14 protein-coding genes and 1 tRNA gene are annotated in these 16,886 nt (G+C 52.6%); 1 reads left to right on the top strand and 14 read right to left on the bottom strand.

The features are described 5' to 3' along the window. Positions 1-136, top strand: a 136-nt coding sequence (locus tag JRI89_14505) for a hypothetical protein (protein ID MBW2072450.1), incomplete at its 5' end; no start/stop codon positions are given. Positions 137-426: 290 nt separating this feature from the next. On the opposite strand, the gene JRI89_14500 is transcribed toward JRI89_14505, so the two are convergent. From JRI89_14500 to JRI89_14435, 14 genes are all read right to left on the bottom strand, one after another. Next, on the bottom strand, positions 427-2,658 hold the full coding sequence (locus JRI89_14500) for a tetratricopeptide repeat protein (GenBank protein MBW2072449.1): 2,232 nt from the start codon (positions 2,656-2,658) through the stop codon (positions 427-429). A 68-nt stretch (positions 2,659-2,726) separates the two neighbouring features. Further along, complete coding sequence (locus JRI89_14495; protein ID MBW2072448.1) at positions 2,727-4,847, bottom strand: hypothetical protein; 2,121 nt, start codon at positions 4,845-4,847, stop codon at positions 2,727-2,729. Between the two features lie 29 nt (positions 4,848-4,876). After that, complete coding sequence (locus JRI89_14490; GenBank protein ID MBW2072447.1) at positions 4,877-5,488, bottom strand: gliding motility protein; 612 nt, start codon at positions 5,486-5,488, stop codon at positions 4,877-4,879. Positions 5,489-5,490: 2 nt separating this feature from the next. Continuing rightward, positions 5,491-5,886, bottom strand: a complete 396-nt coding sequence (locus JRI89_14485; GenBank protein MBW2072446.1) for a roadblock/LC7 domain-containing protein — start codon at positions 5,884-5,886, stop codon at positions 5,491-5,493. A 684-nt stretch (positions 5,887-6,570) separates the two neighbouring features. Beyond that, positions 6,571-6,903, bottom strand: coding sequence for a MerR family transcriptional regulator (locus tag JRI89_14480; protein MBW2072445.1), 333 nt, complete (start codon positions 6,901-6,903; stop codon positions 6,571-6,573). Between the two features lie 655 nt (positions 6,904-7,558). Then, complete coding sequence (locus JRI89_14475) at positions 7,559-9,967, bottom strand: phenylalanine--tRNA ligase subunit beta (GenBank protein ID MBW2072444.1); 2,409 nt, start codon at positions 9,965-9,967, stop codon at positions 7,559-7,561. A gap of 56 nt (positions 9,968-10,023) precedes the next feature. Further along, on the bottom strand, positions 10,024-11,028 hold the full coding sequence (pheS, locus tag JRI89_14470; GenBank protein ID MBW2072443.1) for a phenylalanine--tRNA ligase subunit alpha: 1,005 nt from the start codon (positions 11,026-11,028) through the stop codon (positions 10,024-10,026). Positions 11,029-11,058: 30 nt separating this feature from the next. Continuing rightward, a complete protein-coding gene (gene rplT, locus JRI89_14465) occupies positions 11,059-11,412 on the bottom strand; it encodes a 50S ribosomal protein L20 (GenBank protein MBW2072442.1) in 354 nt (117 codons plus the stop codon). A gap of 113 nt (positions 11,413-11,525) precedes the next feature. Then, complete coding sequence (gene rpmI, locus JRI89_14460; GenBank protein ID MBW2072441.1) at positions 11,526-11,723, bottom strand: 50S ribosomal protein L35; 198 nt, start codon at positions 11,721-11,723, stop codon at positions 11,526-11,528. A gap of 88 nt (positions 11,724-11,811) precedes the next feature. After that, positions 11,812-12,321: a translation initiation factor IF-3 gene (gene infC, locus JRI89_14455; protein ID MBW2072440.1), complete on the bottom strand. Its 510-nt coding sequence runs from the start codon at positions 12,319-12,321 to the stop codon at positions 11,812-11,814. A gap of 82 nt (positions 12,322-12,403) precedes the next feature. Continuing rightward, positions 12,404-14,335, bottom strand: a complete 1,932-nt coding sequence (gene thrS / locus JRI89_14450) for a threonine--tRNA ligase (protein ID MBW2072439.1) — start codon at positions 14,333-14,335, stop codon at positions 12,404-12,406. Positions 14,336-14,457: 122 nt separating this feature from the next. Beyond that, a tRNA-Val gene (locus tag JRI89_14445) sits at positions 14,458-14,532 on the bottom strand. Between the two features lie 125 nt (positions 14,533-14,657). Continuing rightward, on the bottom strand, positions 14,658-15,209 hold the full coding sequence (gene pgsA / locus JRI89_14440; protein MBW2072438.1) for a CDP-diacylglycerol--glycerol-3-phosphate 3-phosphatidyltransferase: 552 nt from the start codon (positions 15,207-15,209) through the stop codon (positions 14,658-14,660). A gap of 9 nt (positions 15,210-15,218) precedes the next feature. Next, complete coding sequence (locus tag JRI89_14435; protein MBW2072437.1) at positions 15,219-16,337, bottom strand: DUF2066 domain-containing protein; 1,119 nt, start codon at positions 16,335-16,337, stop codon at positions 15,219-15,221. Positions 16,338-16,886: the final 549 nt, after the last annotated feature.

The following is a 16,886-nucleotide window of genomic DNA, read 5'->3' as shown; positions in this document are numbered from 1 at the left end:
GCCAGGTAAGAGCGAGCTGCAGTACACGGTTCTTGCCAGTGTGGCACATACTGCCGAGAGGTTTCAGAAAGAAGTGTCCACAGGTGCCGGCAAACAGAAGGGCGGCGGCTTGTTGTCGCTTTTCAAGAGAAGATGATTGGCGGCCTGCCACTGTGCAGAGCCAGTCGTTGTACTCTTCCCAACAGCATTCATTCTGCCGCAGCGGCTTTCTGCTCACTACAGCGCTACTTACTTTTCAGTCATGATTGCCCACAGCTCTCCAGATATTAATGCGACAGGCAGGCTAACCACTGGCTGATACAATAGAATGGCAGCAAACAGTCAGCAGAGGGCAAAGGTTTGCCTCCTCTGGAGGTTTTGCCGATCCCTGCTTCGGCCAGTCCAGGCACTGATGAGAATATCTCGAGGAATGTGCGTGCTGGACCACTAGGAAGAAAGGTTTATCTTATCTAGGGCCAGATCAAGTTCTGTGGGAGTGCGCCAGCGCTTCTTTGGGTCCTTGCGCAAACATCTGAGTACGGTTTCGTCCAGCTTGGCGGGAATAGCAGAAATAAAAGCACGCGGCTGTACAGGGTACTTTTCCAGGTGCTGCTTCCTGAAATCATCGGGGTCAGGACCGGTAAAGGGAAGGTGCCCGGTGAGCATCTGATAGAAGATTACCCCGAATGCATAAAGGTCGGTAGCCTGCTTCATTTTGTCCGGCATTTTCCTGGGTGAGCGGCTGAATTGCTCGGGCGCCATGTATGCCAGTTCCAGAGACGACCTTTCACTGTAATGCGGCCACCAGCCTAGTTCTCGGTCCAGCAGATAAATCAGGCCAAAGTCTGCAATTTTGACCTTTTGCAGTTCATCGTCCACAAAGATTCTCTGCGGCGTGAGGCCGAGGTGAAAAATTTTCCTGAGGACATCGTCTGTGCCCCGGTGAGAATGGGCATAGGCCAGGGCGTTCAGCAGCCCTTTGGCAATGTGCACCGCAGAGGCCAAGGGAAGCGGTGCCTTGTCTTTGAGCTTGTCTTGCAAGGTGGTGCTCTGCTCTTCTGTAATGAGATAGTAGTGTCCTTCCCGCTCAGCCACGTCTAGCACCCGGACAACATGTGGATTTTGCATGGCTCTCTGTTCCCGCCACCAGCGGCTGAAGAATTCTTGGACGTTCTTGTCTTTGCTGAAGTGTGGCAGCAATCGTTTGGCGATTCTTATTGTGTCGCCAGGGATCTCACTGACTTTGAAGAACTGGAGTATTTCGTTCTGGCCAAGTTTTTCTCTCATGCGGTACTGCTGCTGGCTGCTGGCGGCAATACCAAATTTGTCACAGCAAGAATGCAATGGTTCCTGGGAGTGAGTACCGAGTTTTTCCCTCACAGCCTCGTTGTGGGGGTCAATCTTGGCCGCCCGCATAAAGAATTTTTGCGCTTCATCATAGCAGTCCTTTTTTTCATATGCCGATCCCAGGAGAAAATAGAAGCTGAAGACCTCGGGGCTGGGCTTCAAAGAGGATATCCAGGGAAGACTATTGCCGAGCACCTCCACCAGGCGGTCGTAGTCTCCACTCTTGAGCAAAGCCTCCCCCAGCTCAACCAGGGCCACCAGTCTGTGGGAGGTTTCCTCGAGAATAACCTCGAGGTATTGATTTACTGCACTTTCGAGCTGTCCAGCACGCAAAAAATGATGGGCAGCCTTGAGCCGATCTTCAGCGCTTACCTCATCTGCTTTGGTCAATCTCTGGTAGAGATGGGTGAGCTGTTTCTCTGACCATGGCTCCCGCGGCTGGATGTCCTGAATTTTTTCCAGATATGCCAGGGCCTTTTTCCAGTTGCCTTCTCTGGAGCTAATTTCTGCCAGATTTCTGAGAGCATCCAGGTTGTCAGGGGCTAGCGCCAGAATCTTGTGGAACAGGGGCAGCACAGAGTCGGCCGGAAACTGAAACCGCCTGTACAAGAGGCGCAGCTGCTCTATTGCCTTGAGAAACTGCTTGCTTTCGAGATTCAGTTTGGCCAGGTTGATATGGTAGTCGAAGATCTCCTTTCTCAGGGAGTCTAGCCTGTCAACCACGGTGCGGTGATGGGGATTGACCTCCAGTATCTGTCCGTACAGGTCCAGGGCCACAGCCTTGTTGCCGTCAGCTTCGTGCGCAGAGGCCAGCTGCTCTTGAAGGCGCAGACGGTCGTCGCGGTGGATATCTGGCAGCTGCAGGGCTTCCTGAAGGGTGCTGATGGCTTTTGCAGGGCGGCCGAGCTGCAGGTGAGCCCGGGCCATCTGCAGATAGCATTCAACGGCTGGGTAGCCTAGTTGTCTGGCCAGCTGAAATTCGTTGAGTGCTTCAGCAGTGAGACCCACGTCCAGAAGCGCCAGGCCCCTGTTGAAGACCGTGACTTCTTCGGTGTCTTCGGCAGGATCTCCAGCCTCTTCCGTACCCAGGGAGCCTGTACCGAGGAATTTGGCTTCATAGCGGTCTACAGAGCGCAACTGCTCTTCGAGAAAGAGCTGTTCGTCACCGTTTTCAACCGTGCCTCGGGCCGCAATTTCCTCGAGGAGCTCCTGGTAGATGCCGCGGGCCTGGTCGAAAAGTCCCTGGCTCAGATAAAGTTCGGCTTCCCCGACCCTCTCTTTGATCTGGGGGGAGACGTTCATGCGAACGTGGTTACCTTTTCCCGAGTTCATAATCAGAACAGATTCCGGCCAGTTTTACCCCACCGCAGATACTGCCGGAAGAGGAGAATAGTCTCACCTCAGGAGAGTAAACGATCTATATTGAGTACATTGATCTCAAAGTCTCCCTCGATCGTTGCTGTCCCGCATACCTCACCAGGCAGTCCTGCCTTGCGAAAGCCAAAAACCTCGTACGGCCTTCTCTCTACCACTTCATCGGTAAACAGGGCTCCATGATAGTCATCGTTACAGAAGAGCACCACGCCCCTGACCAACTGGGAAGTGCTGTCTTCGGAGCCCAGTACCTCAGGGCTGAGATTGATGATGGGAAACTGGATGTCTTTGAGCTTCTTTTTGCTCATGGAAGCGAGGGTGCCGGTCAAGCCTCTCTTTATACTGCGAAACGGTGCTTTGAAATCCTTTAGAGTAACGTAGCCTCGTTTTGCCAGGGATTTGGCTTTACCCTTCGAGACCTTGTAGGTGGAAACCACGGAATCTACTGGCAGTCCAAGGGTATTACCTGCCACATTGGCTAGGTAGATAGTGGCAATAGAAGGAGGGGCAGGGCGAAGAGGCTCGGGGCCGACTTCCTCTACGAGTTCCAGGAGATCCTCAGGCAGGTCGTCTGCCGCCTCAGGAGCTTCGGCTGCGGCAAGAGTTTCGGTCAATTCCAGTTCAGCGGTCTCGAATGCCTCATTGTCTGCAGCTGCAGCTGGAGCTTCCTCAGCGCTTTCTTCATGGGCGGGCGCAGATTTTGCTCTTTCCAGTCTGGCAACGGCTTCAGTCAGATCCTTGAGCGTCTGCTGAATTTGCTCCAACTGGGCAGCAACATCAGCTCCCTCCGCTGCAGACGGCGCTGTGGATCCCAGGGCAGGAGCAATGCCCCGAACTGAGTCTATGAGACGGTGGAGAGTCTTGTGCAGATTGCGAGCATGGCTGAATTTTTCTTCCAGGTTCTTGTGAACGCTGCTGAAGTAGCCAGCCACTTTTTCCAGACTGGGTTTGCCAGCGATTACTCCTGAGAGGCGCTCGAAAAAGCTGTTGGTTTCCTGACTGAGGGCCTGCAAACAGTCGGTCAGCTCCAGGCTTCGTTCCCTTGCCTCTTGCATGAGCTCCTGCCAAAGAGGTGCCGCCGATTTGACAGCCGCCTCTTCGGGACCTCTGTCAAAGGCATCCTCGTCAGCATCAAAAAGAGCTTCCATGTCGGCATCGACATCTTCGACCTCGAGATCTACCTCTTCAGCCACATCAAGTTCAATTTCCTCCTCTTGCTCCAGCCCCACTTCCTCTTCCACCACTGCTTGCATTTCTTCTTCGGGTGTGAGAGTGATCTCCTCCAGATCAGCTGGGGCCTGCAATTCGTCTTCGGGCAGCAATTCGAGGTCTTCTTCGACAGCAGCCAGGTCCAGTTCTTTGGTGGACAGTTCCAGGTCATCTTCTGGGGCAGAGAGTTCGATTTCTTCTTCAGGCAGCAGGCCAGTTTCGTCTTCAGTCACCAGTTGCATTTCTTCTTCAGGTGTGAGGGTGATCTCTTCTTCCTCAACAACGTCTTCGCTCTCTTGTTCAGCCACCAGGGTGACATCCGGAGCCTTCTCCGGCGATTTTTCTTCGGCCTCTGATGGGACAGTCTGGACAGCAGCTCTTTCGTCTTCGACTGTTGATTTCAACCGCTGCGCATCCGCTTTTACCCGCCTGAACTTGCTGAGAAGTTTGTCCAGGGCTTCTCGCTGTTCAGCGGCACTGATGGCAGGCTTATTCTGGAACAGATCAAGAGTCCTGGTTGCTGCGTGCAAAAACTGGATAGAAATGGCAGAAGCCGAGTTCTTTGTAGCCTTCAGGTACTTGCACACTCCAATGCTCATTTTGACCACTGCCAGACTGTGGCGATCGTTGGCAAGCTTGTCCTGGAGCTTTCTCGCCTCAGCTGCAAATTTATCTATGTTCTCAGGAGTGATCTCCCAATCGAGTGACAAGAGACTTTCCTTGAGACCCTCCAACAGCTCAGACTGAGAATCCACTGATTCAGCTTCGGCCTTTTCTGCCTCTGCTGGTGGTTCAGGGGATTCCGACTCCTCCTCCTGAGGAGTGGCGTCCTTGCTTGCCTCCCCCTTTTGCACAAAGAGTTCATCAATAGCCTTGTCGATGTCCGCCTCGAGTTCTTTGGCATCTATTGTGGCCAAAGGGTCATCACTTATGTTCATGACTCCTCCTTCAGATGTGAAAGTGCCCGCTAGCGGGAAAGGAGTTTTTTACTGACATATTTAACTGTCCGTTTGCTGATCTCCCTCAGCGTCTCGAAAACCCCGTCACCCCGGAGGGCGCTACCGGTGAACCACGGAACCTGCAGTTCACTGTTAAGATCCTTGTCCATTTCCTCCACACTCAAAATCGGGATGTTGGATCCCTCCAAATCCCTCTTGTTGTATTGCATGACCAGAGGAATCTCATTGATGTATATACTGTCCTCAGCAAGATTCTGGCGAAGGTTCTCAAGGCTTTCTATGTTTTTTTCCTTCTGAACTTTGAGTGAATCGGCGACAAAGACAATGCCGTCCACACCTTTCAAAACGAGTTTTCGGGTGGCATTGTACATCACCTGACCTGGAACTGTGTAGAGCTGTATTTTGATGCTGAGGTTCTGGATCTTCCCGAGAGCAAGAGGAAGAAAGTCGAAAAACAGGGTTCGGTCGCCCTTGGTGTCAATGGTGACCATCTTGCCGCGCACTGATTCTGTCATTGCCTGATGAATGTAAAGGAGATTCGTGGTCTTGCCTCCTCGACCAGGGCCGTAGTAAACGATTTTGCACTGCACTTCGTTCTTACTCAGATCGATGAAAGACACCTTTAGTGCTCCCCACTTAGAAGAGGTATTAACTGCTCGGTTACCTTCGCTGTTTTCAGGCGTATGACCCCAAGAGAGATATCTTTGCCGAAAAGGGTAATGAGAATGAAGCCATGCCCCACCTTGGTGAAGTGTATGTTTTCGTTCTTGCCTTTATGAAAAAGAAGGGCAAAGTCATCCTCGCCAATCAACTTGGCTATCTCTGAAGTAGCTCCAAAATTGGCAGCTGACAGAGCTGCCAGGGCCACAACATCGAGGTTGGCAGGATCTCCCCTGTTCACGATGAGGTTGCCGGAGCGATCCACAAGAAGGACGCAGTCTGCTCCAGCTCGGAGCAAATCTTCGTCGATGATAGAAATCAAGCTATTGACTGCTTCTCTGGACAGCACGAGATCCATAGGCACCCATCCTTGAGAACCCCGTTTCCTGCAGGGGCTTGCCTAGAGGTATGCGTTTAATTTTGTTACCAAATCAGGCTTCGCTCATCTATAACAGTATTGCTGTCAAAAAGCAAACCCTTTTCGCCCTGGAAAAATCCGTTCTCTGTGTGTCGCTGTTCTCACCGGGTCCCAGGCCAGGCTCCTTCACTGTTCACTCACTCCTTGGCAGGGATTGCGGCAACTGTGAAGTCACAGCCAGAAAACCGCAGTGGCATCTTTGCTTCTGTCGCTTATGCAAATGTTGGACCAGTAAGCTGCCTATTCTGCTCGCTTTGGCTGGCTGCCGGCGGCGTTCCATGGTCAGGGCAGCCTTCTGATTGAACATCTGTAGAGTAGCGTGCCAGCCGGCAATGTCGGATGAACAGAGACAGGGTGACGCCATCTCGGCAAGTACCATGTTGGAAGGAGGAAATCCCGGGTGAGGAGATTGGCATCAAACTCTGGCCTGCTCCCTATAATAGCAGTGGTTGCTGTCAACGAAGAGCTAAGAAGATGATGCGCTCTGGTAATCACTTGCAACCTTGTCCGATAGTATTTAAGGGCATGCTGGCCAGGGTCGAGACGTGAGCTGCATAGAAGGTGAAATCTCTACTGCTGCATATACAGCAAATTCTTTAAGGCGCGAAAGCTCCAGGTGCTATCCTAATCCAACAATCTTCTCAGCGCCAACAAGTCTTCCTTGAGCCGAGTTACCGCACTGGGTGTAATAGGTTTCTCTTCCGGATGCAGACGGCGTTGCCGCAGTTTCTTGCGAGCTCCAGCAATGGTGTATTTTTCTTCATAGAGGAGGCGCCTGATTTCCAGGAGCATTTCCAGATCATTTCTCCTGTAAAGGCGCTGTCTGGAAGAGGCCCGAAAGGGCCTCAGGGCGGGGAACTCCCTTTCCCAGTAACGGAGGACGTATGGAGGCACTCCAAGGATGCGGCTCACCTCGCCTATTCTGTAGAACAACTTTTCTGGAACATTCTCCACCATAGCAGTCTACCAGCGCTCTGGTAAAAGAGGCAAACGCAGTTGTGCCCCAACTGGGAGGCGGAGAAAATCAGAAATCAAAGCTGCAGTGGTGCGATCCTGGGGTGCGGTTCAGAAGTGGACAAACCTTGCCGCCTCCACAGTAGCAGTTCACTGATTGTATTCCGGACAGAATCTAAGAAAATTTATAATATTAACAGTGCACTAGAAAGAACAGCTACAAAGTAGCACAAGGAGGCAGAGCTCGCAAGCGCTTTTCAAAAAATATTTAGTCGATTTGCGCCATCACACATCACTGTGACCAACAACAGGGTCGTTTTTTCTCTGAATTGGAGGTTCCAGACTTTGGAGCATAGTCCTCTTCAGCACCGTGCTGAGTTGGAAATTGTTGGGGACAAATGCTGTGGAATCAAGAGGACGGCCCGGCGGCTCTTTAGGGCAGAGCGGTTCTCAGTACGCGCCGAATGAGCATAGCCCAGTGTTCTTGGCCGGCACAGAGAACAGCCCTCCGGCAAGAAGATGAGCTCGGTTGCATCAGGGTCAGAGTTGCTTGGGAAAATGATCAGGATTATTATAAAAAATTTCCATTGAATGTAGGCAGTGGTAAAGGAAGAGAGTCGTCGTCAAAGGGATATGGCAAAGATGAAAAACGGTGTGCTCAGGTGCGCAGGCTGGCCTGGAAAGTGGTCAGCACCCTTTGCGTCAGTGCGGCATGCAAGTCGTTTACCTCTTCATCAGTAAGGCTGCGTTCGGGCGACCTGTAGGTGATCCTGAACGCTATACTCTTTTTCCCTGCTCCAACCTGTCCACCGCGATAGTGATCAAAAAGCAGCACAGATTCAGCTTGCTCCGGCAGGTTTTCTTCCAGAAAATCGAGCACTGCCTGCGCTGGCAGATCTACCGGGATGACTATAGCCAGATCTCGGCGGATGGCCGGAAATTTTGGCAGAGGCTGAAACTGCCTTGTTGTGGTGCCCATTGACGCCAGCAGATCAAAGTCGAGGTCGAAAAGATAGAGGGGGCCCTTGAGACGAAAATCTTCCAGTACCTCGGGATGGAGCTCACCAACATCGCCTAACTGCGAGTCAGCCAGCATGATACGAGCTGCTGTGGTCGATTTGAGGTAAGGGGCTGCTGTCTCTGGTTGAAAGCGGGGGCGTTTGCCGGTGAGGGCAACAAGGAGGGCTTCCACGGCGCCTTTGGCATCAAAGAAATCCACTGGCAATGCTGGTTCGCTCCAGGCCAGTGGGCGGCGCAATCCTCCCAGCAGCCCGGCAAGGTTCAATCTCTCTTCAGGCAGTTCGTGGCCGCTTCTCGGGAAAAATACCTTGCTCAGTTCAAATAACTTGAGGTCAAAGTTGTTGCGTCGCTGATTCCTGGCGGCAATTTCAAGAAGGCCTGGCACAAGGGTTGTGCGCATTACTGACTGGTCTTCGCTAAGTGGATTGCGGATGGGCAAGCAGCGCAGACGGCGGTCATCAGGAGCAAAACGGAGCCTTTCTACAAGGGTGGAGCTGATAAATGAATAGGAAATTACTTCTGAAAAACCCACATTCGCCAGCACTTCTTTAGCGCGCTCCCGGAAGAGCCGGGATGCTGGCGGCTTGCTGGCTGTAATTGTCGCACGCGGCAGGCTGCTCGGGATACGGTCGTAGCCAGCAAGTCTGGCAACCTCTTCCATGAGATCCACCTCGCGGGTCAAATCCGGCCGGAAGGACGGAGGTTGCACCTGCAGGAGATCATCGGACCTGGGGTCCACTTGCAGCTGCAAGGCAGTGAGCAGGTCAATAATTTCTTCTCTACTGAGCTCCAGGCCCAGGAAACGGTTTGTCTTGGAGACCCGCAGATTGATTGAAGGTGGACGAAACGGACGAGGATATACATCAATACGGCCCCTGGCAAGTACTCCCTGGCCGAGTTCAGTCATGAGCTGGGCAGCCCGGTCTAGAGCTGTGATCACACCTTCAGGATCAACTCCGCGTTCGAAGCGATAGGAAGACTCGGTACTGACGCCAAGAGCTCGCGCTGTTCGCCGAATCGATGCTGGCTGGAAATAGGCGCTTTCGATCAGAACATCTGTAGTTTCAACACTAATTTCTGAATTGAGTCCGCCCATGACCCCGGCAAGGGCGACCCCACGGCTGCCATCACAGATAAGCAGCATATCACGGCTCAGGGTGTGGCTGCTGCCGTCAAGGGTTACGAAACTCTCTGCTGGACGGGCTCTGCGCACCACTATTCGATGGTCGTCCAGCAACTGGTAGTCGAAGGCGTGCAGGGGTTGTCCCAGTTCGAGCATGACGTAGTTTGTTACATCCACAATATTGTTGATAGCTCTTATTCCCAGGGCCTGCAAACGTTGACGGAGCCAAAAAGGAGACTGCCGGACTTTGATATCCTTTACTACCCTGGCGGCATATCTGGGGCAGAGGTCGGCATCTTCGATGGCAACTTGCGCCAGGGTATGCACTGGCGGTCCATGCTCAACCAACTCAATGGAGGGTGGCGAGAATTCCAGTTGGAACAGGGCGGCCACTTCTCGTGCTATTCCTGCTACACTCAGGCAATCGCCGCGGTTGGGTGTGATGCCGATCTCGAGAATTACGTCATGGAGATCGAGTGCCTCCACCAGAGAGGTCCCCGGGGAGAGTTCTGCCGGCAGTACCATAATGCCGCTGGCATCTTCTCCCAGATTCAGTTCCGCCTCGGAACAGAGCATGCCCTCGGAAAGGACGCCGCGGATTTCTGTGGCCTGGATGTCCCTTCCTGTAGGAAGGCGAGCGCCTTCAAGAGCCAATGGCACCACCTGGCCGACAGCTACATTTGGCGCACCGCAAACTATTTGATAGCTCTTCTCTGAAGAGCGGACCTTGCAGATTGATAGATGATCAGCATCAGGGTGAGGCAGCACCTCGACAATTTCCCCCACCACCACTTTATCCAGCCCGGGATCGTAGGCCGTCATCCCCTCAACTTCCAGGCCAGCCATGGTAAGCTTGGAAGCTATTTCTTCAGGACTGGCATGGCACGAGACGAACGTCTGCAGCCACTTGACACTGATCAACATGCTAGTTGCCCTCTCGCCCTAGTTATATAGACCCACCAGCTAAGACCATAGCAGAACTAGAACTGCTCCAGGAAACGCAGGTCATTGTCGAAGAAGAGACGTAGATCGTTGATGCCGTACTTCAACATGGCAATCCGCTCGATGCCCATACCAAAAGCAAAGCCGGTTACCTGTTCCGTATCGTAGCCTACCATCTCGAAGACGGCCGGATCTACCATGCCAGAGCCAAGAATTTCCAACCAGCCAGTGTCCGAGCAGACCCGGCAGCCCACTCCTCCACATATGACACACTGGATATCAACTTCTGCACTCGGTTCGGTAAATGGAAAAAAGCTGGGGCGGAAACGGAGTTCCACCTCTGGGCCGAACATCTGTTTGACAAAGACAGACAGTACTCCCTTGAGGTCGCCAAAGGATACATTGCGGTCCACCATGAGGCCTTCCACCTGGTGAAACATGGGCGTGTGGGTCACATCGGAGTCGCGCCGATACGCCTTGCCAGGTGCGATAATCCGTACAGGCGGCTGGGTGCGCTCCATGACGCGGATTTGGATAGGGGAGGTATGGGTGCGCAGCAGAACGTTGTCCGAGATATAAAAAGTATCCTGCATGTCTCGAGCCGGATGATCTTTGGGGATATTGAGCGCCTCGAAGTTGTAATAGTCGAGCTCAACATCCGGTCCTTCAACTACCTCGAAACCCAGCCGCTGGAAGATGGCAGCAATTTCAGTACTGACCTGGCTAATGGGATGAAGGGTGCCCAGCACAGGCAGTCTGCCAGGGAGCGTGACGTCGACAGCAGGCTCTTTAGTGGGGAGGGCGGCTAGATTTTTCCTGGCCTGGGCAAAGGCCTTTTCAAGTCTGGCCCGAGCTTCGTTCAGGGTTTTGCCTAACAGGGGTCGTTGGTCCTGGGGCGCAGTGGCGAGCATCTTGAATAGCCGAGACAGTGTTCCCTTGCGTCCGAGTACTCGTATCCTGAGTTGTTCGAGGCTCTTGAGATCCTCAGCTTTTCTCAGCTCTGCGAATGTTTCCTCGACGAGCGCGTTTATTTCCTCTTTCATTCCGGCGTGATATCCTTATGATACACTTGGTCAGATGCTACGCCGAGCCAGTTCAACCATCTGGGAGAAAGCCCCCGGGTCCCTTACGGCCAGGTCAGCAAGCACCTTGCGGTCCAACTCCACACCAGCCTTGTGCAAACCGTCCATAAATTTGCTGTACGACATGCCGTTGAGACGAGCTGCAGCGTTTATCCTGGTAATCCAAAGAGAACGAAACTGCCTCTTACGGACTCGCCGATCTCGATACGAGTACTGCAGGGCCCTCTCTACAGAAATACGCGCCGAACGCAATAGATTGCGGCGTCCACCGCGATACCCTTTGGCTTGCTTGAGTATTTTTTTACGCCGTCTCCTGGAAGCGACTGCACAGCTAACCCGTGCCATAGCACACCCCTAAACGGTAAAGTGGCTGATACCTGCAGTCAGTACAGATATTTGCCAGAGAATTGGTTCGAAAAACCAGGGCCGCCAAAATTTCTTCCGGCTGGTCAATTTGTTCACGCATAAGGAAGCAGCTGACGAATTCCCCGCATGTTGCTGGGGTCTATGGTGCCGCGCTTGCGCAGGTTGCGTTTACGCTTTGGTCCTTTTTTCGTCAGAATATGGTTCTTATACGCCTTGGAGCGCAGAAACTTACCCCTGCCGGTAATCTTGAAACGTTTGGCTGCACCACGATTGGTCTTTAGCTTGGGCATAGATGATCTCCACTCGTCTCTATACCTTCAGACAAAGCTGTAACCATATGCGCAACTTTGATAATTGTCAAGGATTTTTCTTGTTGTTTTACTGTCGCGGTGCCAGAAGCATATTCATGTTTCGACCCTCCAGTTTGGGCTTCTGTTCAACCACGGCCACGTCTTCGGTGTCGGCGATTATGCGCTCGAGCATCTTCAGGCCGAGTTCACTGAAGGCAATTTCTCGGCCGCGAAACATGATGGTCACTTTTGCTTTGTTCTTTTCGGCGAGAAAGCGCTTGATGTGCCGCAGCTTGAACTGGTAGTCGTGCTCTTCAGTCTTGGGTCTGATTTTCACTTCCTTCACCTGGACTGTGGCCTGTTTTTTCTTGGCTTCCTGGCTCTTCTTGCTCTGCTGATATTTGTACTTGCCATAGTCCATTATTTTGCAAACCGGTGGGGTTGCCTTGGGTGCCACTTCTACCAGGTCCAGCTTTTCTTGGGCGGCCCTCTCCAGTGCCTCAGCCAGTGGCACGATCCCCAGCTGAGTCCCATCCGGGCCAATCAAGCGAACCTGGGAGGCCCTGATTTTGTCATTCACATTCACTTGCTTTATTATGTCGCTTCCCTCCTTTCTTTTGCTAATTTTTTTCTCTGTTGGCGTGCATCCGCAAACACTCCAGTCGACCGAGCTGCTGAAGTCAGCTTGCGGTGCGCAGGAACTTGTCAGTCACTGCAGTATCTTCCATGATTATATTCACAAACTGTTCCAGGTCCATGAGTTGCAGGTTCTTACCATCTCTCCTTCTAGGAGTAACGCCGCCAGCCTCTACTTCGCGATCTCCCACGACCAGCATGTAAGGTATTTTCTGCAGCTGGGCCTCCCGAATCTTATAGCCGAGTTTTTCGTTCCTGATATCTTTTTCTACTCGAATGCCAGCATCCAGAAGGTGACGATAAACCTTATCGGCGTACGGCAAATGTCTGTCTGTCACAGTGAGAATGATCGCTTGTACTGGAGCAAGCCAGGTTGGGAAAGCTCCGGCAAAATGTTCGATCAGGATGCCCAGGAACCGTTCAATGCTGCCAAGTAACACCCTGTGCAGCATGACCGGCCGATGCTTGTCACCATCTGGCCCGACATAGGAAAGGTCGAACCGTTCAGGTAAAGTGAAGTCGCACTGAATTGTGGCACACTGCCAACGCCGCCCCAGGGCGTCTTTGAGCTTCACGTCGATCTTGGGGCCATAGAAGGCGCCCTCTCCCTGACAAACCTCATAGGCAGCTCCTTTTTCCACAAGAGCTTTTTCCAGGGCGGCAATGGCTCTTTGCCAATCTTCATCTGTGCCTATGGATTTTTCTGGCCGGGTGCTGATCTCCATCTCATATTCGAAGCCAAAAAGATCCATGAAATCGAGGGCAAAATCCATAATGCCCTTGATTTCATCGTTCAACTGTGCCGGCGTGCAAAGAATGTGGGCATCGTCCTGAGTGAACTGCCTGACGCGGGTGAGCCCGTGGAGGACACCTGATCTCTCGTGCCGGTGCACAATACCCATTTCAAAATAGCGGATAGGCAGATCGCGGTAAGAACGTATCCTGGACTTATAGATGAGCATATGCGCCAGGCAATTCATGGGCTTGATTCCGTAGGACTGTCCTTCAACTTCAGTGAAGTACATGTTTTCCCTGTAGTGATCGAAATGTCCTGATTGTTTCCACAGTTCAGTTTTGAGCAGCTGGGGCCCAATGGCCAGTTGGTAGCCCCGCCGCAAATGGGCTTCTTTTTCGAATGTTTCCAGGATATGTCTGAGCAGAGCCCCTTTGGGGTGAAAAATGATCAGTCCTGGGCCGACCTCGTCACTGATGCTGAATAAATCCAGTTCGCGACCAAGCTTGCGGTGATCGCGTTTGCGCGCCTCCTCGAGAAGACGGAGATATTGCCGCAACTCTTTCTGGGAGAAAAAGGCCGTGCCATAGACCCGCTGGAGCATGGGGTTGCGTTCGTCTCCACGCCAATAGGCGCCAGCCACTCCGGTGAGCTTGAAGGCAGGGACATGGGCAGTGCTCGGCAGGTGAGGGCCGCGGCAAAGGTCCAGCCATTCGCCTTGTTGGTAAATCGATATACGTGGTTCATTTATTTCTTCGAGCAGCTCCACTTTGTATGGCTCCTGCCTGTCGCGAAACAATCTGATAGCCTCGTCGAGATCGAGTTCACGCCGCTTGATGGGCAGCGCCTGTTTGATGATCTCGGCCATCTTCTCTTCGATCCGCGGCAAATCATCCGAGCGGATGGGTTGGGGGCAATCGAAGTCATAGTAAAAGCCGTTCTCGATGGCGGGGCCGATGGTGATCTTGGTGCCGGGATAGAGGCTCTGAACTGCCTGGGCCATCACATGAGAGGCGCTGTGGCGCAGGATATCCAACGCTTCTTTGCTGCCACGCTCGATAGGTTCGATAACACAATCTCTGTCCAGTTCATGATTCAGATCGCAAGGCTGGCCATCAATTTTGCCGGCAATGAATCGGGCATTGCGGGTTCCGACAAGCCGTTCAAGGGCCTCGGCCACAGTGGTGCCCCTCGGCAGCATCTGACTACCGTTGTCTTTGAGGGTAACTCGTATGTTGCTCATTGCTTTCCCGCCCGTGCAGAAAAAGAAAAGGCATCCGAGTTTACACTCTCCGATGCCTGCCTGTCAGTAATCCTATTTATCCTGGTGCATGAATGCAGTAATGTATCTCTTCTTTCATTTAGTGGTAGGCACGTGGGGATTTGAACCCCAGACCCCTACCGCGTCAAGGTAGTGCTCTCCCCCTGAGCTACGTGCCTAAAATAGGGTAATTGTTTTACTAACAGGAGTGGTTATTGCTGTCAAGAAAAATCTCCCCTAGAATTGCTTTACGCGACAGCGAGGGGGCAAGAGAGATCATTTACTTCTATGCCGGTCCCCTGGACTAAGATTGATTGCTGTCATTGCCTGCCTCTTGCATGAGGCGCACGCCTCTTACCATGTATTGAGTCCAGGAAACAACCGTACAGACTGCGGTGAAATAGAAGAGGATATCTCTGAGCAAAGGATGTGGTGAGGCAATGGCTGATCCCATGGCTACAATGACAGTGACGATTTGAGCGCAGGTAGTCAACTTGCTTGAGAGGGAGGGTTTGATTTCAATTTTGAGGTTTTGCATGAAAAGCACCAAAAACCCGAGGACAATCAGAACATCTCGGCTGAGTACTATTACGGAAAGCCATTTAGGCAGCAGCCGTTGATAGGCAAGTATTACATAGGTGGAGCTGATTAACAGTTTGTCTGCCATAGGATCCAAAAAGGCTCCCAGTCTTGACTTCTGGCGATACAGCCGAGCAATGAGGCCGTCTAGGCCATCGGTGAGACCGGCCATGCCAAAAACCACCAGTGCTTCGATGAGGCGATGTTCGAGGAGAAGAATCACTAGCAGTGGGGTGAGGAGAATGCGAACCAGGGTGAGAAGATTGGGAACGGTCATAGTTCGAGGTCACCTGTTGTCAGAGATAGCCAGGGTGATGGTGTCCTCAGTGCTGGAGAGAACTCTTGTGGAGAAAGCGCCGAAATCCAAGTCGCTGAGGATGTGTGCCAACTCTTCACTGGTACCAGCATATTGCAGCGAAACAGAACCCTCTCGGGGTTTGAGGAGGACTTTGCTGATGCGCTTGACCCCGGACATTTTTTCGAGGTGCTGTTTTATGGTAATGAGATCTCCGTAGATGCGTAAACCTACAACTTTGACTGTAAGGCCGGCTGAGGTCCGTGTCCGAGCGACGAATGGCGCCAGCAGGGCCTTGCTGAGACCTGGGGCCACCCTTTCCGCTAATATAGTCAAGCCTGAAGACGGCTCAGCGTTACTGGAATCAGCACTGACCTCTATTGAGGTGGTTATCTGTGAGAGCAGAGCGCCATCATCAGTACGGAGCGCCTGCAGGTCAGCACTGACGACTTGCGGCCTGCCAGTGGACCCTTCCTGCAATTCCGCCTTGCCGAGCACCACCAGTTGGGCCCCGGCTGCCTTGGCCAGGTTCACTGCTTGCTCCATTGGCAAAACAGCTTGCTGATAAAGAGGACCTTGCGATAGTTCTCTCAGAAGCAATTTCCCCCCGGCCTCTGGTGGATATTTCCACCACCAGTGCCAGGAATCCTGCGATCCCGCTCGCTCAGCGATGACAAGGAGCACCCGGGGCCTGTCGCTGTCGGCCAACAACAGGCCCATCTGGCGCAGATCTCGCTCGAGCGCTTCAGTGTACAGGGTGGTCTGCACTGTAACCCTGTAAAGCCCTGCATGCTGATCTTCAGATATTATCTGATAGTCTTGTACATAATTCATTGGCCTAGCCAGGAGGTTTTCCTGCAGCAGTGGAAAATAGTGAACTATTCGTTGAGGTGGCAGGAGCCAGGCCAATGACTGCTCCACAGCGGCTCGCAAGGCTTCATCGAGAGCTAGTTTTCTAGCTTCCGCCACATCCCCATTCGCCAGGGGGCTGGTGCCCGAGGCAATGAGAGAGGTTGGCAGGCTTTTCTGCCCCAAGACCGCATAGGAAGAAAGAGGAAACAAGAACATGGCCAGAAGTAGCAAAGTTGCTATATGGTCAAATCTCTTCATAATTCGCTCACTGTCAAGGCACAGCCGCAAGGTGTGATTTGCCACACTATTCGAAATGCAGCACCAGGCCCGCCGCTTGGTGGCATCATCCAGTCATATGGCAATAACCAGGTTTCCTCGGAACGTCAGCTTTGCAGGCCAGGTTGCAGAGCTTTACAGTTTTTGAGAAAGCCAGCGTCGCAACTGGCAGATTCACATTTGAACCAGAGCTTGCTCCAGCAAATAGCTTTGCCAAAAGTGGCAAGGCATATGTGGATGTTTGTCGTTACCATCCCGGATGGCGTCGACAAGGTGGGCTGCAAGCCACAATTTACTAGCACAGGCAGGCAATTGTTGGCAAGGGTTTTGACTCCCTGGTAAATCTCCTGTTTGCTGGTCTGAAGAACAAGAAAACTCGGCGTCAGCAAGGGATTGAGATCCGCACTCTGCGCCAAGAACTACTGAAAAAGGCTTGCCAAACCAGGCTAGCAAAAATCTATGATATGCAGCTGTAGTCTCTTGTCTCCTCGCCAAAGATTCCAGCGGGGGTGGAAGACAATATGCTCGGGC

Source organism: Deltaproteobacteria bacterium (genome assembly GCA_019309045.1).
Taxonomy (GTDB): domain Bacteria; phylum Desulfobacterota; class Syntrophobacteria; order BM002; family BM002; genus JAFDGZ01.
The sequence above is the reverse complement of the archived record's forward strand: the minus strand, read 5'-3'. Positions and strand labels throughout refer to the sequence as shown.

Excerpts from the sequence above, each read along its gene's own strand:
- JRI89_14435 (MBW2072437.1), bottom strand. The coding sequence starts at position 16,337 with ATGAAGAGATTTGACCATATAGCAACTTTGCTACTTCTGGCCATGTTC.
- JRI89_14475 (MBW2072444.1), bottom strand. The coding sequence starts at position 9,967 with ATGTTGATCAGTGTCAAGTGGCTGCAGACGTTCGTCTCGTGCCATGCC.
- JRI89_14495 (MBW2072448.1), bottom strand. The coding sequence starts at position 4,847 with ATGAACATAAGTGATGACCCTTTGGCCACAATAGATGCCAAAGAACTC.
- JRI89_14485 (MBW2072446.1), bottom strand. The coding sequence starts at position 5,886 with ATGGATCTCGTGCTGTCCAGAGAAGCAGTCAATAGCTTGATTTCTATC.
- JRI89_14500 (MBW2072449.1), bottom strand. The coding sequence starts at position 2,658 with ATGAACTCGGGAAAAGGTAACCACGTTCGCATGAACGTCTCCCCCCAG.
- pheS (MBW2072443.1), bottom strand. The coding sequence starts at position 11,028 with ATGAAAGAGGAAATAAACGCGCTCGTCGAGGAAACATTCGCAGAGCTG.
- pgsA (MBW2072438.1), bottom strand. The coding sequence starts at position 15,209 with ATGACCGTTCCCAATCTTCTCACCCTGGTTCGCATTCTCCTCACCCCA.
- rpmI (MBW2072441.1), bottom strand. The coding sequence starts at position 11,723 with ATGCCCAAGCTAAAGACCAATCGTGGTGCAGCCAAACGTTTCAAGATT.
- rplT (MBW2072442.1), bottom strand. The coding sequence starts at position 11,412 with ATGGCACGGGTTAGCTGTGCAGTCGCTTCCAGGAGACGGCGTAAAAAA.
- thrS (MBW2072439.1), bottom strand. The coding sequence starts at position 14,335 with ATGAGCAACATACGAGTTACCCTCAAAGACAACGGTAGTCAGATGCTG.
- JRI89_14480 (MBW2072445.1), bottom strand. The coding sequence starts at position 6,903 with ATGGTGGAGAATGTTCCAGAAAAGTTGTTCTACAGAATAGGCGAGGTG.